The sequence below is a fragment of the Streptomyces sp. NPDC006516 genome, assembly GCF_040611875.1.
Lineage (GTDB): Bacteria > Actinomycetota > Actinomycetes > Streptomycetales > Streptomycetaceae > Streptomyces.
The window spans coordinates 106,575-132,040 of sequence record NZ_JBEXPD010000012.1 but is presented as its reverse complement, the minus strand read 5'-3'; the positions used below and the strand labels follow the sequence as shown (position 1 = coordinate 132,040).

The window sequence follows — 25,466 nt, the reverse complement described above, 5'->3', positions numbered from 1 at the left end:
CCGATCAGGTGATGCCGTGTCAGGCTGTAAAAGGAATATAAGCCGCATAGCGGCTCGCCCGAGCCGCCGATCGGCTGGAATTCGAGGAGGCCGACATGGCTGGAAGTATGAGCGGAACCCGAGAGGGGAACACCGCGACGGGCAGAAGTGGGGCCCAGTCGGGCTGGACCGTCTTCGCGGCGGTGATGATGATCTTCGGCGGGGCCATGGCCATCTTCGAGGGCATCGCGGCCATCGCCAAGGACGACCTGTTCGTCTCGACGCGCAACTACGTCTTCCAGTTCAGCCTGACCGGCTGGGGCTGGGTGCACCTCATCCTCGGGATCGTGGTCGTCCTCGCCGGGTGTGCGCTCTTCAGCGGTGCTCTCTGGGCACGCGCCGTCGGGGTCCTGCTGGCCGGCCTCCTGGTGATCGCCAACTTCCTCTGGCTCCCCTACTATCCGTTCTGGTCGCTGGTGCTCATCGCCATCAACGTCTTCGTCATCTGGGCGCTGTGTGCGGGGCCGCACCGGGGTCGAACCTGAGCGTCAGGACATAGGAGACCACCACTGCCACGATGACGAGCGGCATCACGGTGATCCCTTCGGAACCCAGCAGCAGGGTGGCGAGCAGCACCGACGTCATCGGAAGCTTCAGCATCGCCACGCACATGGCCCCGACCCCCATCGCGAAACCCGAGGTGGGGTCGAGCCCGGGCAGATGCGACAGGGCCAGCCCGCCCGCCGCTCCGATGAACATGGACGGGAAGATGGGCCCGCCTCTGAAAGTGCTCAGCGACACGCAGTAGGCGAGTCCCTTGCACACGATGAGGATCACGAGGGTGGCGACCGAGAGTCCCGCGTCCGTGGCGAGCAGCGGGCCGAGGGCGTCCTGGCCCGAATAGAGCACCTGGGACGCGTCATGGCCCGTGCTCTCCGCGTACAGGAGGGCCAGCACACCGACGACCAGACCCATCACGACGGCGGACGGCACCGTCCGCCGTCCGGTGTGTTTCTGGAGCGACAGGGAGAGCCGCTTGATCCCCGCGCCGGCGAAGGCCGCCGCGGCTCCCAGGGCGATCGCCCAGCCGAACGCGCCCACGGTCGGGTCGTCCGCGTGCGGCACGCCCGGCAGGGTCAGCGAGTACGTTCCCAGCCCCGTCCACGAGCCCAGGCCGATGAAGATGAGCGAGCCGATGCCGGAGGCGAGCAGGCCCGGGACGAGCGCCAGTCCGAGCGTCATCCCGGCCAGTCCGGACGTCTCCATCAGCAGGAACGCGCCGAGGAGCGGCGACCCCAGCAGGGTGCTGACGGCGGCGAAGCTCCCGGCCGCCGCAACCATCGCGCCCGCGCTCGGTGCGATGCCGGGCTTGACCAGGCGCACCGCGAAGAGGGCCAGACCGCCGCCCAGGGCGATGAGCGGCGCCTCCGGCCCGAGCACGGCGCCGAGTCCGAGCGAGGTCAGCGCGGCGAGCGCGATACCCGGCAGCTCCACCGACGCCGGCGGCCCCGCGTGCGACATGCCCTCCGCCGGGTTGTGCCCGCCCGTGCCCGGGAGGTGGCGGACGGTCAGCGCGGTCAGCAGGCCCGCGACGGCGAGCAACGGGACCGGCCACCACGAGGGGGTCGTGTCGAAACCGAGCCCCCGGGGCAGGTCCTCGTAGGTCAGCGTCTGGAGTTCGTGCACGAGGGCCAGGAAGCCGAACGCGAGCGCCGAGATGGGGACCCCGAGGATCGCCACCATGATCAGAAGGACCGCGTATCCCCGCGTGCGTACCACGGCGAGTGGATCCGGGTGTTCGGGCCCGGGTGCTGCGCCGGGTTCGGCCGACATCGTCATGATCTCCTCAGCGTCGGGTCCCGGCGGGAATACGCTGGCCCGCCGGGATCCACACGGTGATACCACGATGTGGCGGTATGTCCGTCATGTACCCGCTGTGGAGCTCTGACGTTTCGGCCGCCGTCTCACCTCGCGCCCGCCTCGGCCGCGGCAAGGCGGCCGGCCGCCACCGCCTCCGTCAGCGCCCGGTGGTCCCGCTCGTTCTGGTCGGCGTACAGCTCGGCGAAGGCGGCCAGCGCCCGGTCGAACACGTCGCCGCTCCCGAGGTACGCGGCGATCGCGATCCGGTCACCGGACCGCGCGTGGGCGCGGGCCAGGGTCGCCCCGCACATCTCACCGAAGGTGGCCATGCCGCGCGGCACCATCTGCTCCGGCTCGGCGATGCCCTTCCAGTCGCGCAGCTGCCGTACGTAGAAGTCCCGGCGCCGCCCGTCGATCCCGTCCACCCGCTGCCAGCCGAGGAAGATGTCGCCCGCCGCCTGCATCAGGCGCTGGCCGGCCACCACCCGCTCGCCCTGGTTCCGGTACGCGCTCGCTCCCACGTGCGGCGCGAGCACCGAGGTGTCGGCCTCCTTGGCCTGGAGGAACAGCGGGTCACCGCCGTCCCTGCCGAGCAGCAGGATGATCCAGCAGCGGGTCCCGACGCTCCCGACGCCGACGACCTTCCGGGCCATGTCGACGGGCCGGTAGTCGGCGAGCAGGGAACTTCGGTCCGAGGGGAGGGTGCGGCTGTAGCGCCGAAGCAGCTTTTCCAGCTGCGCCTCCATCAGGCCACGTTCCGGGGTGGGCAGCAGATCCCGCAGCGGGACGAGCAGGGGCGGGTCCGCGGCGATCCGGATACGTCCCTCGGTGGCCTCGGTGAGTTTGCCGAAGGCCTGCAGACTGTCCCGGCTGCGGGCCTTCTCGGTCGCCCTGGCCAGACGTCTGCGCCCTCGGGGGGACAGCCTGTCCGCGGCCACGGCCCGTAGCTGGTCCACATCCGTCCGCGTGTACCAGACATCGAGATTGCGCATGCCCGCGAACCGGATCATCGACTCCCGGTACGAGCGCACCGTGTCACGCACGATGCCGCGCCGCTCCTTGTCCGAGAAGCCGTTCGCACGCCCCGCGATGACGAGACTGGCCGCGAGCCGCTTCACGTCCCACTCCCAGGGGCCGGGCAGCGTCTCGTCGAAGTCGTTGATGTCGAAGAGCAGATGGCGCTCGGGGGAGGCGAGCAGCCTGAAGTTCAGCAGATGGGCGTCACCGCACAACTGCGCACGGATTCCGCTGTCCGGCGTCCCGGCCAGGTCGGACGCCATGATCGCCGCGGCGCCCCGGTAGAAACGGAACGGCGACTCCGTCATCCGCCCGTAGCGGATCGGCACCAGCTCGGGAACCCTGGCCGCCGACTGGACTTCCAGGACCGCCAGCGGATCGGGCCGGTCACCCGGTGGTTCGTACACGCCATGGCTGGAGCGGGGGGATTGCCGGCGGGCCGCTCTGCCGAGCGCGGTCCGCTCCTCGGGCGTCGAACCGGGTACGGCACGGAGCGGGGAAGGGGTCTCCTGGGCCATCGTGGACCCTCCTGACTGCCGGGGCTGCCGGCATGTGGGCCTGCCTTCCCATCATTACGGCTCCGCCGCCTTCCGGCCCGTCGCCGGCGGGCAGGGCGGTCAGGTCTGGCGCGCCCGGCGCAGGGCCACCCTCCGCCAGAGCGCCCGCTGACATCGGAGCGCCGCCGCTCCCACGACGATGAGCACCGCGATGTTGACCAGCAGCTGGATGAGGGAACCCCGCGCCTCGGACCAGCTGGCGAAGGCCGTGGAGACGCTGATGGCGGCCGCCGCCGGGATGGTGGTGACCGAGATGAACACCCCGAGCAGGGCGCTCGTGCGGGCCTCGGTGAGCGACACGATGCCCACGACACCGGCCAGGGCGGCGACCGCGACGGAGAAGAAGTTGGGGGTGTTGATCAGGTCGGACACCGGCCGTAGCCCCTTCTGGAATGCCTTCGACTCGAGACCGAACCCCCGGATGAGCAGGCTGAAGAGGAAGGTGACGGCGATCGTCAGCAGGAGGCCCGCCCCCAGCGCGGTCAGTCCCCTGCGGATCATGGTCCGCTCACCCCGGTCGATGCCCAGCGCCACCGCGACGATCGCACCGTACTCGGGGCCGACGACCATCGCCCCGACGATCAGGATCTGGGAGTTGGTGACGATGCCGACCGACCCGATGAGACCCGCGATGACGAGGTAGAGGTAGAAGCTCGGCGCATACCTGCCCTCGGACCTGATGCGCGCCTCCACCTGGTCCCAGACCGGGGCGTTCGCCAACGCTCCGAGCCGGCGGACCGCACGCTCCGAGGCCTGCCCGGTGAAGGCCATGTCGACCGGCTCGACGACCATCGTTCCCCGTACGTCGACCCCGAGGCCACGCAGACCGCGCAACACCTCGTTCGCGGCTCCGCCGACCACGTCGCAGGCCACGGCGTCCCCGTCGGGGTTGCGTGCCGCGCCCCGCTGCACGATCAGGTTCAGGACGTAGGGGCTGCCGGCGAGGATCCCCTCGACCTGGTCCGTGAGGTCTGCCGGGCTGACGACGCGGACGTGGATCATGTCCATCCGGCGCCCCTGCCCGGCCAGGAGGGCGACCCGCACCGGAGTGACGGAAAGCGGATTCTGCGGGGGTATGACAGTGATCGGACGGTCATGGACCGATACCTTCCCACAGCAGCGCGCGGTCCGGGGGCGGAAGGCGCCCGCCGGGCCGGTCGTCACTCCTTCCTGTCGTCCCACTCCCTGCCGAGCAGCCAGCTGTCGAACGTGCCCAGCACCGCCACGAGCGCGGCCCCCAGCCGCCAGTCGTAGCCCGGCGCGTGCAGGAGCACCGCGTCGTCCTTCGACCTGAACTCCAGCGGAGCCTGACCGCCCGCACGCCACACGATGCGGCGCGGCCCGCGTGCCGCGTCGCCGTCACCGCTCAGCAGGCTCATCACGATGACCAGCAGTTGCAGCGGTGACAGCAGCCACCACACGTACCACCAGCAGATCCGGCCCTTGAAGCCCACCGCCTCCGGACCCCCCGCCGGCGTCACCGTCCAGCGGGTACGCAGGCCCTTGCCGCGCAGCGCCTTCTCACGGACGACCGTGCCTATGAGCTCGCCGCGCGCCCCGATCACCTGGTAGTGCGCGACTCCGCTCCCGGCCGACACCGTCACCAGGGTGGCCAGCCGCTCCCGGCGCTGCTCGTCCGCCCACAGTGCGAACGAGCGCGTCCCGTCGCCCCGCGCCGCCCGGTAGGCGGAAATCCCGCCCGGCGGCAGTTCCCGTTCCACGTACGCCACCACGCGGTCGCTCCCCGCGCCGTCCGAGAGCCGCACCACATCGCCCACCGGAGCGGGCGCTCCGGCCCCCGGCGCCGGTCCGGGGTCCCGGAGAGCGGGCCCCATCCTCAGTACGCTGCTCAACCGCCGATCCCCTCCGCCGTACCGCACATGCCTTCGCCTTCCTCCGCACAGGCTTGAGAGGATCCTCCCGTGGAGTCCCCCGAGCCCTTTCCCGACTTTCCCGAACCACCGGCCCGGCCGGAGCCGCCGGAGAGCCGCCAGCCGGTCCGTTGCGCCCTGTGCGGGCGGCCTCTCACCGGCGCCGACTCACGCCGTGCCGGTCTCGGCCCCGCCTGCGACGCCAAACTGCATCCGCCGGGGCCGGACATCCGCACCCGCCGCCACGAGGTGGAACAGGACCCGATCCCGGGCACCTGAACCACCTTCCGGCGGCTACGCGCCGTCGAGCCTGCGGAACAGCCCTTCCTGCACCACTGAGACCAGCAACTGCCCCTGGCGGTCGTAGATCCTGCCCCTGGCCAGCCCTCGGCCACCCGTGGCGATCGGTGACTCCTGGTCGTACAGGAACCACTCGTCCGCCCGGAACGGGCGGTGGAACCACATGGCGTGGTCCAGCGAGGCCATGTCGAAGCCACGCGGCCCCCACAGAGGCTCCACGGGGATCCGTACCGCGTCCAGGAGCGTCATGTCGCTCGCGTACGTCAGCGCGCAGGTGTGCACCAGCGGGTCGTCGCCCAGCGGGCCGACCGCGCGCATCCACACCGCACTGCGCGGGTCCGCGTCCTTGATCTCCTCCTTCGTCCAGCGCAGCCGGTCGACGTAGCGGATGTCGAAGGGCTGACGCCGCGCCATCCGCTCCAGCGCCTCCGGGAGTCCGCCGAGGTGCTCCCGCACCTCGTCGGCGACCGTCGGCAGCTCGTCGGGGTCGGGCACGACACGGGCCGGCGGCAGCTGGTGCTCGAAGCCCGCCTCCTCCGGCCGGTGGAAGGACGCCGTCAGATTGAAGATCGTGCGGCCCTGCTGCACGGCCGTGACCCGGCGCGTCGTGAAGGACCGGCCGTCCCGGACCCGCTCCACGTCGTACACGATCGGCACGCCCGGCCGCCCGGGCCGCAGGAAGTAGGCGTGCAGCGAATGGACGGGGCGATCCCCGTCCGTCGTGCGGCCGGCAGCGACCAGCGCCTGGCCCGCGACCTGCCCGCCGAAGACCCGTTGCAGGGACTCCTCGGGGCTGCGGCCACGGAAGATGTTGACCTCGATCCGCTCCAGGTCGAGCAGGTCGACCAGGCTGTCGGCGGGGTTCGTCATGCGGTTCTTCTCCACTCTCCTGGCCGGCGCGCCGTCACAGCCGGCCCACGGCCGTGACCCGGACGACTGCCCGGCCCTCCTCGTCGGAGGCCGCGAGATCGACCTCCGCACGAATTCCCCAGTCGTGGTCCCCGGCCGGGTCGGCGAAGGCCTGCCACACCCGCCACAGACCGTGCTCCGGGTCCTCGTCGATCTTCAGCAGCTTCGGTCCGCGCGCGTCCGGGCCCGTGCCCAGGTCGTCGTGCGCGTCCCAGTAGTCGTCCATCGCCTCGCCCCACGCGTCCTCGTCCCAGCCCGCGTCGGCGTCCAGCTCACCCAGCTCACGCACCCGGTCCAGGGCGGCGAGCTCCACCCTGCGGAACATCGCGTTGCGCACCAGGACCCGGAAGGCGCGGGCGTTGGCCGTGACCGGCTTGACCTCGTCGGCCCGCTCCTGCGCCTGCTCGGCGGTCTCCACCTCCGGATTCGCCAGCTGTTCCCACTCGTCCAGCAGGCTGGAGTCCACCTGACGCACCATCTCGCCCAGCCAGGAGATCAAATCCTCCAGGTCCTCGGACTTCAGGTCGTCGGGGATGGTGTGCTCAAGGGCCTTGTACGCGCTCGCCAGATACCGCAGGACGATGCCCTCGGTGCGGGCCAGCTCGTAGTTCGAGGTGAACTCCGTGAAGGTCATGGCCCGTTCGTACATGTCCCGGATCACCGACTTCGGGGAGACCGGATGGTCACCGACCCATGGGTGGCTGGTGCGGTAGACGTCGTAGGCGTGCCACAGGAGCTCGCTCAGCGGCTTCGGATACGTGACCTCCTGAAGCCGCTCCATCCGCTCCTCGTACTCGACGCCGTCCGCCTTCATCTGCCCGACGGCCTCGCCCCGTGCCTTGTTCTGCTGGGCCGCCAGGATCTGCCGCGGGTCGTCCAGCGTCGACTCGACGACCGAGACCATGTCCAGGGCGTACGAGGGCGACTCGGCGTCCAGCAGGTCGAAGGCGGCCAGCGCGAAGGTAGACAGCGGCTGGTTGAGGGCGAAGTCCTGCTGGAGATCGACCGTCAGCCGCACGATCCGGCCCTCCGCGTCGGGCGTGTCGAGCTGTTCCACGACACCGCCGTCCAGGAGCGAGCGGTAGATCGCGATGGCCCGCCGGATGTGCCGCAGCTGTGCCTTACGAGGCTCGTGGTTGTCCTCCAGCAGATGCCGCATCGCCGCGAAGGCGTTCCCCGGGCGGGCGATCACCGAGAGCAGCATCGTGTGCGTGACGCGGAAGCGGGAGGTCAGAGGCTCGGGTTCGGACTGGATCAGCTTGTCGAAGGTGGTCTCGGACCAGGCGACGAAGCCCTCCGGCGCCTTCTTGCGGACCACCTTGCGCTTCTTCTTGGGGTCGTCGCCCGCCTTCTTGACGGCCTTCTCGTTCTCGATGACGTGCTCGGGCGCCTGGGCGACGACGAAGCCCGCCGTGTCGAACCCGGCACGCCCGGCGCGTCCCGCGATCTGGTGGAACTCGCGGGCGCGCAGCGTGCGGACCCGGGTGCCGTCGTACTTGGTGAGCGCGGTGAACAGCACCGTGCGGATGGGGACGTTGACGCCGACGCCCAGCGTGTCCGTCCCGCAGATCACCTTCAGCAGACCCGCCTGGGCGAGCTTCTCCACGAGACGGCGGTACTTGGGGAGCATGCCCGCGTGGTGCACCCCGATCCCGTGGCGCACGTAGCGGGAGAGGTTCTGGCCGAACTTGGTGGTGAAGCGGAAGCTGCCGATCAGGTCGGCGATCTTCTCCTTCTCCTCCTTCGTGCACATGTTGATGCTCATCAGCGACTGCGCCCGCTCCACGGCCGCCGCCTGGGTGAAGTGCACGATGTAGACGGGCGACTGCCGGGTGTCCAGGAGCTCGGTGAGGGTCTCGGTGATCGGCGTCAGCCGGTACTCGTAGCTCAGCGGCACCGGCCGGGTCGCGGAACGCACCACGGAGGTCGGGCGGCCGGTGCGGCGGGTCAGGTCCTTCTCGAACATCGAGACGTCGCCCAGCGTCGCCGACATCAGCACGAACTGAGCCTGCGGGAGCTCCAGCAACGGGATCTGCCAGGCCCAGCCGCGGTCGGGCTCCGCGTAGAAGTGGAACTCGTCCATCACGACCTGGCCGATGTCGGCGTACTTGCCGTCACGCAGCGCGATCGAGGCGAGCACCTCGGCGGTGCAGCAGATGACCGGGGCGTCGGCGTTGACCGAGGCGTCCCCGGTCAGCATGCCGACGTTCTCCGTGCCGAACAGCTTGCAGAGGTCGAAGAACTTCTCCGACACCAGTGCCTTGATCGGCGCGGTGTAGAAGGTGACCTTGTCCTGGGCCAGCGCCGTGAAGTGCGCACCTGCGGCGACCAGGCTCTTGCCGGAGCCGGTGGGGGTGGAAAGGATCACGTTGGCCCCGGAGACCACCTCGATCAGCGCCTCCTCCTGAGCCGGATAGAGGGTGATGCCCTGCGATTCGGTCCATGACGAGAAGGACTCGAAGAGGGCGTCCGGGTCGGCGGTCGGGGGCAGCTGATCGATAAGGGTCACGCCCCCATCTTGCCTGCCTCCCGCCCGGATGAGGGAACCGGAGGATCTGGGGAAGATCACGGACGATACGCTGCCCACTCAACTCGGCTGTCGCGCACAGGCAATGGCGGCCAGGTCGCACGCGCGGCCGAATCACGATGGGGGCGGGAACAGCCATGATGGGACCGGCACACTCTCTGTCAGGGGCGGCGGCCTGGCTGGGGGTGGGCGCCGCGGCGGCTGCCGCGGGCCACACCATGCCCTGGCCCGTCCTGGTCGTCGGGGCCCTGATCACCGCGGGAGCCGCGCTGGCCCCCGACCTGGACCACAAGTCCGCCACCATCTCGCGCGCGTTCGGACCGGTCTCCAAGGGCGTGTGTGAAATCGTCGACAAACTTTCCTACGCGGTCTACAAAGCGACAAAGGGACCTGGTGACCCGCGCAGGACCGGTGGTCACCGTACCCTCACGCACACCTGGCTCTGGGCGGTGCTGACCGGGGGAGCCGCCTCCGTGGCGGCGGTCACCGGTGGCCGGTGGGCGGTCCTGGCGATCCTCTTCGTCCACCTCGTCCTCGCCGTCGAGGGTCTGCTGTGGCGGGCGGCGAGGGTCTCCAGCGACGTCCTCGTATGGCTGCTCGGCGCGACCAGCGCCTGGATCCTGGCCGGTGTCCTGGACCAGCCGGGCAACGGCTCGGACTGGCTGTTCGCCGCGCCCGGCCAGGAATACCTCTGGCTCGGGCTCCCGATCGTGCTCGGCGCCCTCGTCCACGACATCGGCGACGCCCTTACGGTCTCGGGCTGCCCGATCCTGTGGCCCATCCCGCTGGGGCGCAAGCGCTGGTACCCGCTGGGGCCGCCGAAGGCCATGCGCTTCCGGGCCGGCAGCTGGGTGGAGCTCAAGGTGCTGATGCCCGCCTTCATGATTCTCGGGGGCCTGGGCGGGGCGGCGGCGCTCAACGTCATATGACGCCCGAGGTCGTCCGACGCCCGGGGGCTTAGGACGCCAGGGTCCGTGTGACGGCCGGGCGTTTCCGGGGGCGGCGAGCCCGCCGCCGTAGCACCATGGCGGCATGCTGCTCGCCCGGCTCGCCCACGTGTCCCTGGAAGTCGCCGCGACGACGGCCCGTACCCGGAAGACCGCCCTGCTCGCGGGACTCTTCCGGGAGGCGGAGCCGGACGACGTCCCGGTCGTGATCCCCTACCTGGCCGGCCGCCTCCCGCAGGGTCGGCTCGGCATCGGATGGAGCGCCCTGCGCGTCCCGGTGACGCCGGCCGAGGAACCCACGCTGACCGTGGTGGAGACGAACGCGGAGCTGACCGCGATCGGCACTCTGTCCGGTCCCGGCTCGCAGGCCGCCCGGAAGGAGCGCCTGTCCCGGCTGCTCGGCGCGGCCACGGCGGACGAACAGTACTTCCTGCGCGGACTGCTCACCGGAGAAGTACGCCAGGGTGCCCTGGACGCCCTCGCCGTCGACGCACTCGCGGACGCCGCCGGGGCGCCGCGTCCCAAGGTGCGGCGGGCCGTCATGCTCGCCGGGTCGCTCGGGCCCGTCGCCCATGCGCTCCTCGCGGAGGGCCCGGGGGCCCTGGCTGCCTTCCGGCTCACCGTCGGCCGGCCGGTCCAGCCCATGCTCGCCCACACCGCACGCTCGGTCACCGAAGCGATCGAACGGCTCGGGGGACCCTGCGTCGTCGAGGAGAAACTGGACGGCATCCGTGTCCAGGTGCACCGGGACGGGCCGCGGGTGAGCGTCTACACCCGCACCCTCGACGACATCACCGACCGGCTCCCCGAACTGGCCTCGGCGGTGACCGGCTTCCCCGTCGGACGGTTCATCCTCGACGGCGAGGTGATCGCCCTCGGGCCCGACGGAAGACCCCGGCCGTTCCAGGAGACCGCCGGCCGGGTGGGGTCCCGGCGCGATGTCGCCACCGCGGCGGACGCCGTCCCCGTGGTCCCCGTCTTCTTCGACGCGCTCTTCGTGGACGGACGTGACCTCCTCGACCTCTCCTTCGCCGAACGCCACCGGGAGCTGGCCGATCTCGTTCCCGAACCGATGCGCGTGCGCCGCCACGTCGTGGACGACGCCGGGGACGAGACCGCGCGGGCGGCCGCGGTGGCGTTCTCCGAGGAAACCCTCGCGCGCGGTCACGAGGGTGTCGTGGTCAAGGGAACCGCGTCGGCCTACAGCGCCGGCCGGCGCGGCGCCGCCTGGCTGAAGGTGAAACCCGTACACACCCTGGACCTCGTCGTGCTGGCCGCCGAATGGGGCCACGGCAGGCGCACCGGGCGGCTCTCCAACCTGCATCTGGGGGCGCGCAGGGACGACGGCACGTTCGCGATGCTGGGCAAGACCTTCAAGGGACTCACGGACACCATGCTCGCCTGGCAGACCGAACGCCTCCGGGAGCTGGCCACCGCCGACGACGGACACGTGGTGACGGTACGCCCGGAACTGGTCGTGGAGATCGCCTACGACGGCCTCCAGAGCTCCACGCGCTACCCGGAGGGTGTCACTCTGAGGTTCGCCCGCGTCCTGCGCTATCGCGAGGACAAGCGGGCCGACGAGGCGGACACGGTCGAGACGGTGCTCTCCCGCCGGACGTGACGCCCTGCCCGGCATCCGGCCCCCGCCGGGTATGCCTCCGGCCCCCGCCCGCGCGGCGGATGCCGGGGGAGGGGGCCGGGAGAGGGAGCCGGGGAGGCGGGCTCAGCCGTGGGCGCCCGCGCCGGCGGTGTGCGCCCGGATCTCCTCCGGCGTCAGATACGCGTCGGTGTACTCGAAGTCGCGCAGGGTCGCCTGCTTGCGTGCCTGGAATCCCGTGCGGACGAAGTCGTCGCCGGCGATCGCGTTGAGCAGCCAGTTGGTCATGACCCTGGTCTTGGCGACATTGGTCCGCAGCGCCGCCCAGTGGTAGCCCCGCGCGGCGGCCTGGGCCGGCAGGCCCTTCAGCTCGATGCCCAGCGGCTTGGAGACCGCGTCCCGGCCGCCGAGGTCCACGACGAGCCCGAGATCCTTGTGGACGTACGGACGCAACGGACGGCCGCGCAGCCGCGCGATGATGTTGTCCGCCAGCGCCCGGCCCTGGCGCATGGCGTGCTGCGCGGTGGGCGGGCAGATCGCCCCGTCCCCCTTGGCCAGATCGGGCACCGCCGCCGCGTCGCCGAGCGCGAACACGCTGTCGATCCCGGGCAGTGACATCTCCGGCGTCACGGCGAGCCGCCCGCGTACCGTCTCGGCCCCCAGCGTGGCGACGAGCGGACTCGCCGCCACGCCGGCGGTCCAGATCAGTGTCCGGCAGGGCAGCACCCTGCCGTCCGTGAACGTCACCTTGTCCGGGCCTGCCTCGGCCACCGAGACACCCAGGGAGACCTCGATGCCGCGCTTGCGCAGGATCTCGAGGGCGCTGGTGCCGAGCTTGTCACCCAGCTCCGGCATCAGCTTGGGCGCGATGTCGATCAGATGCCACTTGATCAGCTTGGGATCCAGCCTGGGATAGTGCTTGACGGCGTTGGTGGTGAGCAGTTGCAGGCACGCGGCCGTCTCCGTGCCGGCGTACCCACCGCCCACCACCACGAACTGCAGCCGGGACGCCCGCTCCTCCTCGTCATGGCTCGCGTCTGCGAGATCGAGCTGCGAGATGACGTGGTCCCGGATGTAGGCGGCCTCGGCCAGGGTCTTCATGCCCCTGGCGTTCTCGACCAGCCCCGGGATGTCGAAGGTCCGCGTGACGCTGCCGGCGGCCAGCACGATGTAGTCGTACGGCTCGTTCACGATCTCGTCGGTGATCTTGCGGACGACACAGACCTTCGCCTTCGTGTCCACCCCGATCGCCCCGCCCGGCACGATCCGGGTGCGGTGACGCCGGCTTCGGCGCAGGGAGACGGCGACCGACTGGGGTGTGAGCACCCCCGAGGCGACCTGGGGCAGCAGCGGCAGGTACAGCTGGTACGAGAACGGGGTGACGAGCGCGATGTCCGCCTCACCGGGGGCGAGGCTGCGTTCCAGCCGGCGCACGCACTCGACCCCGGCAAAGCCGGCGCCGACAACGAGAATCCTGGGTCGTGCCACGGTGTGCGTCCCTTCTCGGGTTTACGCGGTCATCGCTCGCCTGCCCCGTATCCGGGGCCAGTCACTCCTCATCCTCACCGGAGGGGACGGACTTCGCCTCTTGTGCGGTGGACGCCACCACCTGACCGGACCCGCCGCGCAGGTCGAGGCGGACGGCAGAGACAGCGTCGACATCGACGGCGACGGCGTCGCGATCGACGACACCTGGCCGAGCGTCGAACCCACCTGGACGGAGACCGCCGCCGTCCGGTACGCCGAGGAGCCCGCCGTGCGGCTCGGACCGACCGTCCGGTGCCATGACGGCACATCGGTCCGCCGGCGACCGGACGCCCGCCGCGCCTCCCGTCTCGACGAATGGCTCGCTGGGGTGGACCGCGTACTGGCTCACCACCTGCCGCGCTGGGCACCGGCCCCCTGTCAGGCCCGGTGCCCAGCGCTCTCTGCTCAGCCGTGCCAGGAGCGCCACAGCGCCGCGTACGCGCCGTCCGCGGCCACCAGCTCGTCGTGGCTTCCCAGTTCGCTGATCCGCCCGTCCTCGACTACCGCGATCACATCGGCGTCGTGCGCGGTGTGCAGCCTGTGGGCGATCGCCACGACCGTACGGCCGTCCAGCACCCGCGCCAGCGAACGCTCCAGGTGACGGGCCGCGCGTGGGTCGAGCAGGGAGGTCGCCTCGTCCAGCACCAGCGTGTGCGGATCCGCCAGGACCAGGCGCGCCAGGGCGATCTGCTGCGCCTGCGCCGGGGTGAGGGCCAGGCCGCCCGAGCCGACCTCGGTCTCCAGCCCCTCGTCCAGGGCCTTCGCCCAGCCGTCCGCGTCCACCGCGGCGAGGGACGCCCAGAGCTCCGCGTCCTCGGCATCCGTACGCGCGAGCAGGAGGTTGTCCCGGAGCGAGCCCACGAAGACGTGGTGCTCCTGGTTGACGAGGGCGACATGGGTGCGCACCCGCTCCGCAGGCATACGGGACAGCTGGGCACCTCCCAGGGTCACCGAACCCGAGCGGGGAGCGTAGATGCCCGCCAGCAGTCTTCCCAGTGTCGACTTGCCGGCACCGGACGGGCCGACCAGGGCCAGCCGTGTCCCCGGGGCCACGTCCAGCGACACCTCGTGCAGGACGTCCACCCCTGCCCGGTAGCCGAAGCGCACGTCGTCGGCCCGTACCTCGCGGCCCTCCGGAGCGATCAGGTCGTCGCCCGGCTCGGGCTCGATCTCCCGTACGCCGACGAGCCTGGCCAACGAGACCTGCGCGACCTGCAGTTCGTCGTACCAGCGGAGGATCAGGCCGATCGGGTCCACCATCATCTGCGCCAGCAGCGCCCCCGTCGTCAGCTGCCCGACCGTGAGCCAGTCCTCCATCACGAACCAGCCGCCGAGCAGCAGGACCGCGCCGAGGATCGTCACGTACGTGGTGTTGATGACGGGGAAGAGCACCGAGCGGAGGAAGAGGGTGTACCGCTCCCACGCGGTCCACTGCTCGACCCGCCGGTCCGACAGCGCGATCCTGCGGTCGCCCAGCCGGTGTGCCTCCACGGTCCGCCCGGCGTCCACCGTCTCGGCGAGGACCGCTGCGACCGCCGCGTAGCCTGCCGACTCCGAGCGGTACGCCGAGGGCGCCCGCCGGAAGTACCAGCGGCAGCCGATGATCAGCACGGGAAGCGCGATCAGCGCGGCGAGTGCCAGGGGAGGGGCGGTGACGGTGAGCGCGCCGAGGAGCAGTCCGGCCCAGACGACGCCGATCGCCAGCTGGGGCACCGCCTCACGCATCGCGTTGGCCAGCCGGTCGATGTCCGTGGTGATCCTCGACAGCAGATCCCCGGTGCCGGCCCGCTCCAGTACACCGGGCGGCAGCCCGACCGACCGTACGAGGAAATCCTCGCGCAGGTCGGCGAGCATCTCCTCGCCGAGCATGGCTCCGCGCACACGCATGGTCCGTGTGAACACGGTCTGCACGATCAGTGCCACCGCGAACACGGCGGCCGTGCGCTCCAGATGGAGGTCGGTGACCCCGTTGGACAGGTCCTCGACCAGTCCGCCCAGCAGATAGGGGCCGGTGATCGATGCGATCACGGCGACCGCGTTGGCCGCGACGAGCACGGCGAACGGCTTGCGGTGGCGCCGTAGCAGTCCGCGCACATAGGCCCGTACGGTCGTCGGTGTACCGACGGGCAGGGTCGTCGCCGACTCCGGGGCCGCCGGGTCGTAGGCCGGGGGTGCCAGGCCGATCATGCTTTCTCCTCGATTTCCTCGATCGCCCGGGCCGGCGGCAGCCCGTCGACGGCCGTGAACCCGTCCGTCGCCGCGGTCTCGTCTTCGGTGTCACGGGTCACGACCGCCCGGTAGCGCGGTTCGTCCCGCAGCAGCTCGCGGTGGGAGCCCGCCGCCACGACCGTGCCTCCGTGGACGAGCACGACGCGGTCGGCCAGGTCCAGCAGCAAGGGGGACGAGGCGAACGCCACCGTCGTACGGCCGCGGCGGAGCCGCTGGATGCCGGCGGCGACCCGGGCCTCCGTGTGCGAGTCGACGGCGGACGTCGGCTCGTCGAGCACCAGCGCCTCCGGATCGGTGACCAGGGAACGGGCCAGCGCGAGCCGTTGCCGCTGGCCGCCGGAAAGTGACCTGCCGCGTTCGGTGATCCTGGTGTTCATCGGATCACCGTCCGCGTCGACGGACGCCTGGGCCAGCGCGTCCAGGACATCACCGCACTGGGCGGCGGCCAGAGCCTCCTCCGCTGTGACGCCGCCCGAGGACGGCACGTCCAGCAGCTCCCGCAGCGTCCCGGAGAGCAGTACGGGATCCTTGTCCTGCACCAGCACAGCGGTCCGCGCCGTGGCGAGCGGCAGTTCGTCCAGCGCCACACCGCCGAGCAGTACCGACGGGGCCGCCGCCGACGGGTCCTCTGGCTCGGCATGGCCGCCCAGCCGTTCCGCGAGCCGGCCCGCTTCGTCGGGATCTCCGCAGACCACGGCGGTGAACCGGCCCTGCGGCGCCATGAGTCCGGTCACCGGGTCGTAGAGGTCGCCGCGAGGGCTTTCGGCATCGAGCGTCGAGGGGCCGGCGCTACGTCGCAGGGCCAGGACCCGTACGGCGCGCTGCGCGGAGGGGCGGGAGAAGGAGTACGCCATGGCGATCTCCTCCACGTTGCGCAGGGGGAACAGCATCAGCGTCGCAGCGCTGTACACGGTGACCAGCTGGCCGATGTCGATCCGGCCGTCGCGGGCGAGCGTCGCGCCGTACAGGACCAGCGAGATCAGCAGAAGTCCCGGAAGCAGCACCTGGATCGCGGAGATGAGGGCCCACATCCGCGCACTGCGGACGGCGGCCCTGCGGACCTCCTGGGAGGCGCGCCGGTAGCGGCCGAGGAAGAGATCCTCGCCGCCGATGCCGCGCAGCACCCGCAGTCCCGCGACGGTGTCGGAGGCCAGCTCGGTGGCGCGGCCCGCCTTCTCCCGCTGGAGGTCCGCCCGGCGGGTGGCCCGGGGGAGCAGGGGCAGGACAGCCAGCGCCAGGATCGGGGTGGCGACGGCGACCAGCACGCCGAGGGAGGGCAGGTAGATCACCAGCCCGACGCAGATCAGCACGAGCGCGGTCGCGGCGGCGGCGAAGCGGGACAGAGCCTCGACGAACCAGCCGATCTTCTCGACATCACCTGTGGATACGGACACCACTTCACCGGCCGCCACCCGGCGGGTGAGGGCCGAGCCCAGCTCGGCGGTCCTGCGGGCCAGCAGCTGCTGGACGCGGGCCGCTGCGGTGATCCAGTTGGTGACGGCCGTGCGGTGGAGCATGGTGTCCCCCACGGCGATGAGGACGCCGAGGAGGACGAGGAGGACACCGGCCAGGGCGAGGTCCTGACCGGACCGGTCCACGACGGCCTGCACCGCCAGCCCGACGGCGAGCGGAAGACCGGCGATCGCGCAGTGGTGGAGCAGCCCCCAGGCGAGGGACTTGAGCTGACCGGTGAGCTGGCTGCGGCCGAGCCAGACCAGGAAACGGGGACCCGAACGGACATCGGGATCGCCGGGATCCGAGTACGGAAGATCGCGAATCTGCATGACATCCCAAGGATCGGACGGCGGAGATCCATGACGGACCTCGTGGAACAAGGAGATCCGCGAACGGACCTCGTGGAGCGCGAGATCCGGCGACGGATCTCGTGGAGCGGGTCCGTGGAAGGACCTTGTTGCGCGCGAGATCCTTGCGGGCCTCGTGGTGGGGGACCAAACCGTGCAAGGTTCGCGTCCCGCCCCCCGCCGAGGCAACCGATTATTCGTCTCCCGACCGGCTCAGAGGACGGGCCGGGTCGCCTGTTCCAGCTCGATGAGCGCCGAGTGGTAGTGGTGGCCCGTCGCCCGGTCCATCCCGATCTCGCAGGTGCGGTTCGCCGACAGGTACGCGTCGTACTCCCGCGTGTTGACCTCCGCCGCCTCCCTGGCCGTGGCGCTGTCCGGGAGTTCCTTGTGCAGGAGGCCGCGGTCGCCCGCGAATCCGCAGCAGCCGGCGTCGTCCGGCACGACGACCTCGTCGGCACAGGCCTCGGCCACCGTACGCAGACGGTCGGCATCACCCAGATGCTCCATCGAGCAGGTGGGGTGCAGTACGGCGGATCCGGTCCTGCGGAACACCGTCAGGTGGGGGAGGAGTTCGTCGGCGGCCCAGACGAGCGAGTCGACGAACGTCATCTCGCGGTGCAGCCCCCGGTTGTCCTCGGTGAGATACGGCACCACCTCGTGTGCGAGGCCCAGCGTGCACGAGGAGGCGTCGACGACCAGCGGGAGCGCACCCCCGGCGGTCCACCCCCAGGCGGCCTCCACGATGCGGTTGGCCATGACCGCGTTGCCGATGTCGTACCCCTTGGAGTGCCAGATCGTCGCGCAGCACGTCCCGGAGACGTCCTCGGGAATCCAGACGGGCCTGCCCGCCCGTGCGGACAGGGAGACCACCGCCTCGGCGAGCGACAGTGTCCCCGTGTCCGGGGGGCCGGCGAAGATACGGTTCACGCAGGCCGGGTAGTAGACGGCGCTCGCCCCGGCCCGCGAGGTCGGAGGCAGTGCGTGGGAGGCGGCCCCGGGGATCTCGGGCAGCCATTCCGGCACCAGGTCCGGCCGCACGGCCTTGCGGGCGAGCCGGGTGAGGGCGGCCGGCAGACGGTCACCGGCCCGGCGGGAGACGGCGTCGGCCACCCGGAGCACGATCCGGGCGGAGGCCTCGACCGCTCCGAAGTGCTGGGCCGTCAGCGCCGCCACCCGCTCCTCCCGGGGCGAGTGGCGAAGATGCCGGAAGCTCTTCATCAGCGCCCCGGTGTCGATGCCGACCGGACACGCGAGCTTGCAGGTGGAGTCCCCGGCGCAGGTGTCCACGGCGTCGTAGCCGTAGGAGTCGAGCAGGCCGGCCTCCACGGGGGAGCCGCCGGGCTGCCGCATCATCTCCCGCCGCAGCACGATCCGTTGACGGGGGGTGGTGGTGAGGTCCTCGCTGGGGCAGGTCGGTTCGCAGAACCCGCACTCGATGCACGGGTCCGCGACCGGCTCCACCTTGGGGATGGTCTTGAGGCCGCGCAGATGCGCCTGCGGATCGCGGTCGAGGACGATCCGCGGTGCAAGTACGCCGTCGGGGTCGATCGCCTGCTTCGTACGCCACATGAGAGCTGTCGCCTCGGCCCCCCACTCCCGCTCCAGGAAAGGCGCGATGTTGCGGCCGGTCGCGTGCTCCGCCTTGAGGGAACCGTCGAACCGATCGACGACCAGCGTGCAGAACTCTTCCATGAACGCGGCGTAGCGCTCGACGTCGGAGGGCTTCGCGGCGTCGAAGGCGAGCAGGAAGTGCAGGTTCCCGTGTGCGGCGTGACCCGCGACGGCGGCGTCGAATCCGTGGACCGCCTGGAGGGCGAGCAACGCTTCACAGGCTTCGGAGAGACGGGCCGGAGGGACGGCGAAGTCCTCCGTGATCAGCGTCGTCCCCGAGGGCCGGGAGCCGCCGACGGCGGTCACGAACGCCTTGCGCGCCTTCCAGTACCCGGAGACGGTGGCGGCGTCCCGGGTGAACTCGTTGGTCACGGACACGGCGGGTGTCACCAGGTCGAGGCCCGCGACGACGGAGGCTGCCGCCCGCTCGTAGGCCGTGAGGGCGGCTTCGTCGGGCGCACGGAACTCCACGAGGAGCGCCGTCGTCCCCTCCGGCAGCCCCGCCCAGTCCGCGGGGACCCCCTGGACGCGCACCGAGGCGCGCAGCGTGTTGCCGTCCATCAGCTCGACGGCGACCGCGCCCGCCTCGTTGAACCCCGGGACCGCCGCGGCGGCGGCCGGGAGCGAGGGGAAGAACAGCAGCGCGGAGGAGACGAGGCGTTCCAGGGGCAGGGTGTCGAAGACCACCTCGGAGATGAAACCGAAGGTGCCCTCGGAGCCGACCATGAGTCCCCGCAGGATCTCCACGGGCGTCGATCCGTCGAGGAAGGCGTCGAGGCGGTAGCCGTTGGTGTTCTTGATCTCGTACTTGGCGCGGATCCGGGCGGTGAGCCGCTCGTCCGCCTCGACGGCCGCCTTGATGGCCAGCAGTTCGTCGCACAGGCGCGGCTCCGCGTGGCGCAGGAGCTCGTCGGCCTCCGTCTCACCCGTGTCCACCACGGTGCCGCTCGGCAGGACGAACGTCAGGGAGGAGACCGTGCGGTACGAGTTGCGGGTGGTGCCCGCGGTCATCCCGGAGGCGTTGTTCGCCACGACGCCGCCGATGGTGCAGGCGATGGCGCTGGCCGGATCCGGGCCCAGGATCCTGCCGTGCCGGGCGAGTGCGGCGTTGGCCCGCATCACGGTGGTACCGGGACGGATCCGGGCCCTGGCGCCGCCGTCCAGCACCTCGATCCCCCGCCAGTGATGGCGCACGTCCACGAGGATGTCCTCGCCCTGCGCCTGGCCGTTGAGGCTGGTGCCGGCGGCCCTGAAGACGACGTCGCGTCCGTTGCCGTGCGCGTACGAGAGGATGGCCGAGATGTCGTCCAGGTCCTCGGGGACCAGCACGACCTGCGGCAGGAAGCGGTAGGGGCTGGCGTCGGATGCGTACCGCACGAGGTCGGAGACCTTCCACAGCACCTTCTCCGGGCCGAGGAGGGCGGTCAGGGCGGCCCGCAGCTCCGCGGGGGTTCCGGACGACTTCCGGTCGGGCACCCGATCGGGGGACGGCGCCCGCGCCGCGCGGGGGCGCAGGGCCTCGGGCTTGGGCTCCAGCAGCGGCATGTCACAGTCCCCTCGACGGCGCGGTGCGGTGGCCGCACCGCACGCCTCAGCAGCGGCGGCGCTCCGGCATTCCGTCGACCAGAGCGTTCAGCAGACCGCCGAGCACCTCGCGCTGATCGGCGTTCAGTGGAGCCAGGATCTCCTCCGCGGCGGCCTTGCGCGCGTCGCGCATCGAACGGAGTACGGAACGGCCCTCCTCGGTGATCTCGATCCGGATCACCCGGCGGTTGGTCGGATCCGGGGCGCGGCGCACCCGGCCCGCGGCCTCCAGGCCGTCCACGAGAGTGGTCACCGCGCGGGGGACGACGTCCAGCCGCTCGGCGAGATCGGCCATCCGTGGCGGGCCGTCGTAGTGCGCGGTCGTGCGCAGGAGGCGGAACTGCGCCGGCGTGATGCCGATCGGCTCCAGCTGCCGGCTCTGGATGCGCTGGAGGCGGCGTGTGAGCCGCAGCAGCTGTTCGGCGAGCATGCCGTCGGAGTCGGGGGAGTCCATGAGGGAACAATATCAGGATCCCGTTCATTGTGAGTAGAGGTAACAATGAGCTAGGCTCTCGAAGGTCAGCTCACCTGCCGGCTCACCTGCAGCCCAACCGTCAGCTCCCGGACGTGCCACGGGAGCCGCCGCAGCCGCGCACCCTTCCTCCCGCACGCAGTCGAAGGAGCCCATGAAACCCGACGAACCCACCTGGACACCCCCCTCGGCGGAGGCCGGTCAGCCGCCCGCCGAGCTGCGCCGCATCTTCCGGCTCTTCCGTCCGTACCGCGGCCGGCTCGCCGTGGTCGGGCTGCTGGTCGGCGCCGCCTCGCTGGTCACGGTCGCCTCCCCGTTCCTGCTCCGCGAGATCCTGGACACCGCGATTCCGCAGGGGCGCACGGGGCTGCTCACGCTGCTCGCGCTCGGCATGATCCTCACCGCCGTGATGACCAGCGTCTTCGGCGTCCTGCAGACCCTGATCTCCACCACGGTCGGCCAGCGCGTCATGCACGATCTGCGTACCGCCGTCTACACCCAGCTGCAGCGGATGCCGCTCGCCTTCTTCACCCGGACCCGCACGGGTGAGGTCCAGTCCCGCATCGCCAACGACATCGGCGGGATGCAGGCGACAGTCACCTCCACCGCGACCTCGCTGGTCTCCAACCTCACCTCGGTCGTCGCCACCGTGGTCGCCATGCTCGCGCTGGACTGGCGGCTCACCGTCGTCTCCCTGCTCCTGCTCCCCGTCTTCGTCTGGATCAGCCGTCGTGTCGGCCGGGAGCGCAAGAAGATCACCACCCAGCGCCAGCGTCAGATGGCGGCGATGGCGGCCACGGTCACCGAATCGCTCTCGGTCAGCGGCATCCTGCTCGGCCGGACCATGGGGCGCTCGGACTCCCTCACCAAGACGTTCACGGAGGAGTCGGAGCGCCTGGTCGACCTCGAAGTGCGCTCCAACATGGCCGGACGCTGGAGGATGTCGACCATCGGGATCGTGATGGCCGCGATGCCCGCCGTCATCTACTGGGCCGCGGGGCTCACCCTCCAGTCAGGAGTCAGCGCCGTCTCCCTCGGCACCCTCGTGGCCTTCGTCTCGCTCCAGCAGGGGCTGTTCCGGCCGGCCGTGAGCCTGCTCTCCACCGGTGTGCAGATGCAGACGTCCTTGGCTCTGTTCGCACGCATCTTCGAGTACCTCGACCTCGACGTGGACATCACCGAGCCCGAGAAGCCCGTCCGGCTGGACGAAGTCCGGGGCGAGATCGCCTTCGAGGGCGTCACCTTCAGCTACGACGAGAAGAGCGGGCCGACGCTGAGCGGCATCGATGTGACCGTGCCCGCGGGGAACAGTCTGGCCGTCGTCGGGCCCACCGGATCCGGCAAGTCCACGCTCAGCTATCTGGTGCCGCGGCTCTACGACGTCACCGGCGGCCGGGTCACCCTCGACGGGGTCGACGTGCGGGACCTGGACTTCGACACGCTCGCCCGGGCCGTCGGCGTGGTCTCCCAGGAGACCTACCTCTTCCACGCCTCGGTCGCCGAGAACCTCCGCTTCGCGAAGCCGGACGCCACCGACGAGGAGATCGAGACCGCCGCCCGCACCGCGCAGATCCACGATCACATCGCCGGCCTGCCCGACGGCTACGACACCCTTGTCGGTGAGCGCGGGTACCGCTTCTCCGGGGGCGAGAAGCAGCGGCTGGCGATCGCACGCACGATTCTGCGCGACCCGCCCGTGCTGATCCTCGACGAAGCGACCAGTGCTCTCGACACCCGTACGGAACACGCCGTGCAGCAGGCCATCGATGCCCTGTCGAAGGGGCGCACCACGCTCACCATCGCGCACCGGCTCTCCACCGTCCGGGACGCGGACGAGATCGTCGTCCTCGACGACGGCAGGGTGGCCGAGCGCGGTACGCACGAGCAGTTGCTCGCCCTGGACGGGCGCTACGCCGCTCTGATCCGCCGCGACAGCAGCGTGGCGGCACCCGCGGCGACCTGAAGGGCGGACCGGGCTGCGCGGCTGCGCGGCAGTGCGGCATGATCGCGGCCCATGAGAGCACTGCTCGGGGTCGAACTCCCCGGATACCGGCCGCTGGACAACAGTGGCGGAGAGCACGGCGACGCCTGGACGAACGACGAAGGCGATGTGCTGTCCCTGCACTTCTTCGCACTGCCGCCGGATCTTCCGGCGGCCTTGGACGACGGCCCGACCCTGCGTCACACCCTCACCCACTGGACGGCTCAGGCGGGCGGCGGGCTGATCGAGGCCACGGTGAAACGACTGGGTGAACTGCCCGCCCTGCGGCAGATACTCAAGGTGCCACTGCCCCGGCAACCCAGCGGGCAGGTCTTCATCGGCAGTTTCACGGTGCCGCGCCAGGGATGCAGCACCGTGGTCAAGATCCAGGCCCCCGAGCGCGGTATGACGGGGATGCGGGAAGCCGTCGTCATGGGGAAGGTCGGCCCCGACTCGTACTTCCGGCCGCACCCCTACGCACCCGAGGTGCAGGGCGGCCTTCCGTTCCACGCGGCGGACCACGCCCAGTGGGACGCGGAATTCCCCGATCACCCGCTGAGCCGGGTGCGCCGGACGCTGGACGCGCTCGCGGAGGCCGTCACCGTGGACCCGGGTTTCGCGGCTCTGCCGCCGTTCGCCGGCCCGCCGGCCCGGGCGTGACGCGCCGGGCCTGGGTCTGACGCGTCGAGCCCGCACGACAGCGCCGCCGCCCCCGTGGGACGGGAAGCGGCGGCGCCGTGCGATAGCTCCGCTCGGCCGAGCGGCCGCGCACGTGGGCCATCGAGCTCTGCCCACCGGGCTGCTGGGCCCGGTCGCTGGTCAGGCCGGCACTCCGTCCAGGTCCAGCAGGCGGCTCACCGAACGCGCGGCCGCCCGGCCGGCGCGGTTGGCTCCGATGGTGCTGGCGGACGGGCCGTAGCCGACGAGGTGCACGCGCCCGTCGCGTACGGCCCGCGTGTCCTCGACGCGGATGCCCCCGCCGGGCTCGCGGAGTCGCAGCGGCGCCAGATGGTCGACGGCGGCCCGGAAGCCGGTCGCCCACAGGATCACATCGGCCTCGACGGACCGGCCGTCGGCCCAGGCCACCCCGTCCGGGGTGATCCGCTCGAACATCGGGAGCCGGTCGAGGACCCCCTGCTCGCGAGCGCGCCGGACGGCGTCGTTGAGCGGCAGTCCGGTCACACTCACCACGCTCTGGGGCGGGAGTCCACGGCGTACCCGCTCCTCCACCATGACCACGGCGGCGCGTCCCTGCTCCTCGCCGAACGGTCCCTCGCGGAACACCGGGGGCCGCCGTGTCACCCAGTACGTCTCCGCCGCCACCTCGGCGATCTCCATCAGGTGCTGAGTGCCCGATGCGCCCCCGCCGACCACCACCACCTTCAGGTCGGCGAACTCCTCGGGGCCGGGGTAGTTCGCCGTGTGCAGCTGCCGGCCCTTGAAAGTCTCCTGGCCCGGATAGCGGGGCCAGAACGGCCGGTCCCAGGTGCCGGTGGCGCTGATCAGCGCGCGCGAAGCATAGGTGCCCTCAGAGGTCTCGACGAGCAGCCGGCCTTCCGCGCCCTCGCGCACGGCGCTCACCTCGACGGGACGGTGCACCTGGAGGCCGAAGCGGCGCTCGTACGCCTCGAAGTACGCGCCGATCACCTCGGAGGAGGGGCGGTCGTCGTCGGCGTCCGTCAGCTCCATACCGGGCAGTGAGTGCATACCGTGCACCTTGCCGTACGTGAGCGAGGGCCACCGGAACTGCCAGGCTCCGCCCGGCCGTGGCGCGTGGTCCAGGACGACGAAGTTCTCGCCGGGCCGGAGGCCGATGCGCCGCAGATGGTAGGCGGCGGACAGCCCCGCCTGCCCGGCACCGATGACCACCACGTCGAACTCGCGCGTCCCGAAATCGTTCACGGTTCTACTAACCCCTGAGAGGCTACGGATCTTCCCAGGCGCGATCCGCCGAGTCGGCGAGACAATGGGGCCATGCCCGACACCTTCGCGACCCACGTGCTGCACGTCACCACGGGACGGACCGAGACGGTCCTGGACCTGACCGACGACTGCACGCAGTTCCTCGACCGTGCCTCCCACGGCAGGGACGGCCTGCTCAACATCTTCGTGCCCCACGCGACGGCCGGGATCGCCGTGCTGGAGACCGGGGCGGGCAGCGACGACGACCTCCTCACCGCCCTGCATACCCTGCTTCCCGCCGACGACCGCTGGCGCCATCGCCACGGCACCCCGGGCCACGGACGCGACCACGTGCTCCCCGCCCTGGTCCCGCCGCATGCCACCTTGCCGGTGATCGGGGGGAGGCTGGAACTCGGGACGTGGCAATCGGTCTGTCTCGTGGATACAAATCGCGACAATGCGAACCGTCAGGTCCGCCTGTCATTTCTCGGGTAGGGCTGCGTCTGCCGTCACTGCAGGAGTGATGTCCGGCCGCGCCAAGTGAGGGAGGCCCGGCTCCGGGCAGGGCTGGATGAGCAGTGCTGCGCGGCGAAGTGCGCCTGGGGAGGATGTCATCCGCAAGGAACTCGGCATCACCCGCATCGAACGCGTGCTGACCGACAATCCCTGGGCCTGACCTTTGTCAGGCCGTTGCTGGCAGTGGGCTGACCTCCGCCGCCGGGGCGTCCGGAGATTCCGTCCCTGGGGAGCCCCGGAACGCTTGACCTGGAGTGCACTTCAAAATGCAGACT

20 protein-coding genes are annotated in these 25,466 nt (G+C 71.2%); 7 read left to right on the top strand and 13 right to left on the bottom strand.

What is annotated here, in order from left to right; genetic code table 11:
* Positions 1-95: 95 nt before the first annotated feature.
* Complete coding sequence (locus ABZY45_RS27410; protein WP_356743976.1) at positions 96-524, top strand: hypothetical protein; 429 nt, start codon at positions 96-98, stop codon at positions 522-524.
* On the opposite strand, the gene ABZY45_RS27405 is transcribed toward ABZY45_RS27410, so the two are convergent.
* The 4 genes from ABZY45_RS27405 to ABZY45_RS27390 form a co-directional block, all read right to left on the bottom strand.
* Positions 481-1,812, bottom strand: a complete 1,332-nt coding sequence (locus ABZY45_RS27405; protein ID WP_356743974.1) for a chloride channel protein — start codon at positions 1,810-1,812, stop codon at positions 481-483. The two genes, ABZY45_RS27410 and ABZY45_RS27405, sit on opposite strands and share 44 nt — an antisense overlap.
* A 131-nt stretch (positions 1,813-1,943) precedes the next feature.
* Positions 1,944-3,374 carry a DUF2252 domain-containing protein gene (locus tag ABZY45_RS27400; RefSeq protein WP_356743973.1) on the bottom strand — a complete coding sequence of 477 codons (1,431 nt, stop codon included), beginning with the start codon at positions 3,372-3,374 and terminating at the stop codon, positions 1,944-1,946.
* Positions 3,375-3,473: 99 nt separating this feature from the next.
* Positions 3,474-4,421, bottom strand: coding sequence for a DUF389 domain-containing protein (locus ABZY45_RS27395; protein ID WP_356744183.1), 948 nt, complete (start codon positions 4,419-4,421; stop codon positions 3,474-3,476).
* A 152-nt stretch (positions 4,422-4,573) separates the two neighbouring features.
* Positions 4,574-5,248, bottom strand: a complete 675-nt coding sequence (locus ABZY45_RS27390) for a hypothetical protein (protein ID WP_356743971.1) — start codon at positions 5,246-5,248, stop codon at positions 4,574-4,576.
* An 87-nt stretch (positions 5,249-5,335) separates the two neighbouring features.
* Here ABZY45_RS27390 and ABZY45_RS27385 point away from each other — a divergent pair, with 87 nt between their 5' ends.
* Entirely contained in the window at positions 5,336-5,563 is a 228-nt protein-coding gene (locus ABZY45_RS27385) for a DUF6011 domain-containing protein (protein ID WP_356743969.1), read from the top strand.
* Between the two features lie 15 nt (positions 5,564-5,578).
* Here ABZY45_RS27385 and ABZY45_RS27380 read toward each other — a convergent pair whose 3' ends face one another.
* Together ABZY45_RS27380 and ABZY45_RS27375 are read right to left on the bottom strand one after the other, a co-directional pair.
* Positions 5,579-6,454: an acyl-CoA thioesterase II gene (locus ABZY45_RS27380; RefSeq protein ID WP_356743967.1), complete on the bottom strand. Its 876-nt coding sequence runs from the start codon at positions 6,452-6,454 to the stop codon at positions 5,579-5,581.
* Between the two features lie 34 nt (positions 6,455-6,488).
* On the bottom strand, positions 6,489-9,002 hold the full coding sequence (locus tag ABZY45_RS27375; protein ID WP_356743966.1) for a DUF3516 domain-containing protein: 2,514 nt from the start codon (positions 9,000-9,002) through the stop codon (positions 6,489-6,491).
* Between the two features lie 155 nt (positions 9,003-9,157).
* Here ABZY45_RS27375 and ABZY45_RS27370 point away from each other — a divergent pair, with 155 nt between their 5' ends.
* Complete coding sequence (locus tag ABZY45_RS27370; protein WP_356743964.1) at positions 9,158-9,949, top strand: metal-dependent hydrolase; 792 nt, start codon at positions 9,158-9,160, stop codon at positions 9,947-9,949.
* A 103-nt stretch (positions 9,950-10,052) separates the two neighbouring features.
* Positions 10,053-11,591 (top strand): ATP-dependent DNA ligase, encoded by a 1,539-nt coding sequence (locus ABZY45_RS27365; RefSeq protein ID WP_356743962.1) that lies wholly within the window; start codon positions 10,053-10,055, stop codon positions 11,589-11,591.
* A 102-nt stretch (positions 11,592-11,693) separates the two neighbouring features.
* Here the strand turns inward: ABZY45_RS27365 and ABZY45_RS27360 are convergent, their stop codons facing one another.
* From ABZY45_RS27360 to ABZY45_RS27335, 6 genes are all read right to left on the bottom strand, one after another.
* Positions 11,694-13,055: an NAD(P)/FAD-dependent oxidoreductase gene (locus ABZY45_RS27360; protein ID WP_356743960.1), complete on the bottom strand. Its 1,362-nt coding sequence runs from the start codon at positions 13,053-13,055 to the stop codon at positions 11,694-11,696.
* Between the two features lie 61 nt (positions 13,056-13,116).
* Positions 13,117-13,353 carry a hypothetical protein gene (locus ABZY45_RS27355; RefSeq protein WP_356743958.1) on the bottom strand — a complete coding sequence of 79 codons (237 nt, stop codon included), beginning with the start codon at positions 13,351-13,353 and terminating at the stop codon, positions 13,117-13,119.
* A gap of 146 nt (positions 13,354-13,499) precedes the next feature.
* Positions 13,500-15,281, bottom strand: a complete 1,782-nt coding sequence (locus tag ABZY45_RS27350) for an ABC transporter ATP-binding protein (protein WP_356743956.1) — start codon at positions 15,279-15,281, stop codon at positions 13,500-13,502.
* A complete protein-coding gene (locus ABZY45_RS27345; RefSeq protein ID WP_356743954.1) occupies positions 15,278-17,107 on the bottom strand; it encodes an ABC transporter ATP-binding protein in 1,830 nt (609 codons plus the stop codon). Before ABZY45_RS27345 ends, ABZY45_RS27350 begins: the two co-directional genes overlap by 4 nt.
* Before the next feature lie 231 nt (positions 17,108-17,338).
* Positions 17,339-20,281 (bottom strand): FAD-binding and (Fe-S)-binding domain-containing protein, encoded by a 2,943-nt coding sequence (locus ABZY45_RS27340; protein ID WP_356743952.1) that lies wholly within the window; start codon positions 20,279-20,281, stop codon positions 17,339-17,341.
* A gap of 46 nt (positions 20,282-20,327) precedes the next feature.
* Positions 20,328-20,774: a MarR family transcriptional regulator gene (locus ABZY45_RS27335; protein ID WP_356743950.1), complete on the bottom strand. Its 447-nt coding sequence runs from the start codon at positions 20,772-20,774 to the stop codon at positions 20,328-20,330.
* 172 nt (positions 20,775-20,946) lie between these two features.
* Here ABZY45_RS27335 and ABZY45_RS27330 point away from each other — a divergent pair, with 172 nt between their 5' ends.
* Both ABZY45_RS27330 and ABZY45_RS27325 read left to right on the top strand, forming a co-directional pair.
* Entirely contained in the window at positions 20,947-22,755 is a 1,809-nt protein-coding gene (locus tag ABZY45_RS27330; protein ID WP_356743948.1) for an ABC transporter ATP-binding protein, read from the top strand.
* Between the two features lie 51 nt (positions 22,756-22,806).
* A complete protein-coding gene (locus ABZY45_RS27325; protein ID WP_356743946.1) occupies positions 22,807-23,433 on the top strand; it encodes a hypothetical protein in 627 nt (208 codons plus the stop codon).
* Positions 23,434-23,592: 159 nt separating this feature from the next.
* Here the strand turns inward: ABZY45_RS27325 and ABZY45_RS27320 are convergent, their stop codons facing one another.
* Positions 23,593-24,675 carry an NAD(P)-binding domain-containing protein gene (locus ABZY45_RS27320; protein WP_356743944.1) on the bottom strand — a complete coding sequence of 361 codons (1,083 nt, stop codon included), beginning with the start codon at positions 24,673-24,675 and terminating at the stop codon, positions 23,593-23,595.
* A 72-nt stretch (positions 24,676-24,747) separates the two neighbouring features.
* Here ABZY45_RS27320 and ABZY45_RS27315 point away from each other — a divergent pair, with 72 nt between their 5' ends.
* Positions 24,748-25,170 carry a secondary thiamine-phosphate synthase enzyme YjbQ gene (locus ABZY45_RS27315; RefSeq protein ID WP_356743942.1) on the top strand — a complete coding sequence of 141 codons (423 nt, stop codon included), beginning with the start codon at positions 24,748-24,750 and terminating at the stop codon, positions 25,168-25,170.
* Positions 25,171-25,466 lie beyond the last annotated feature (296 nt).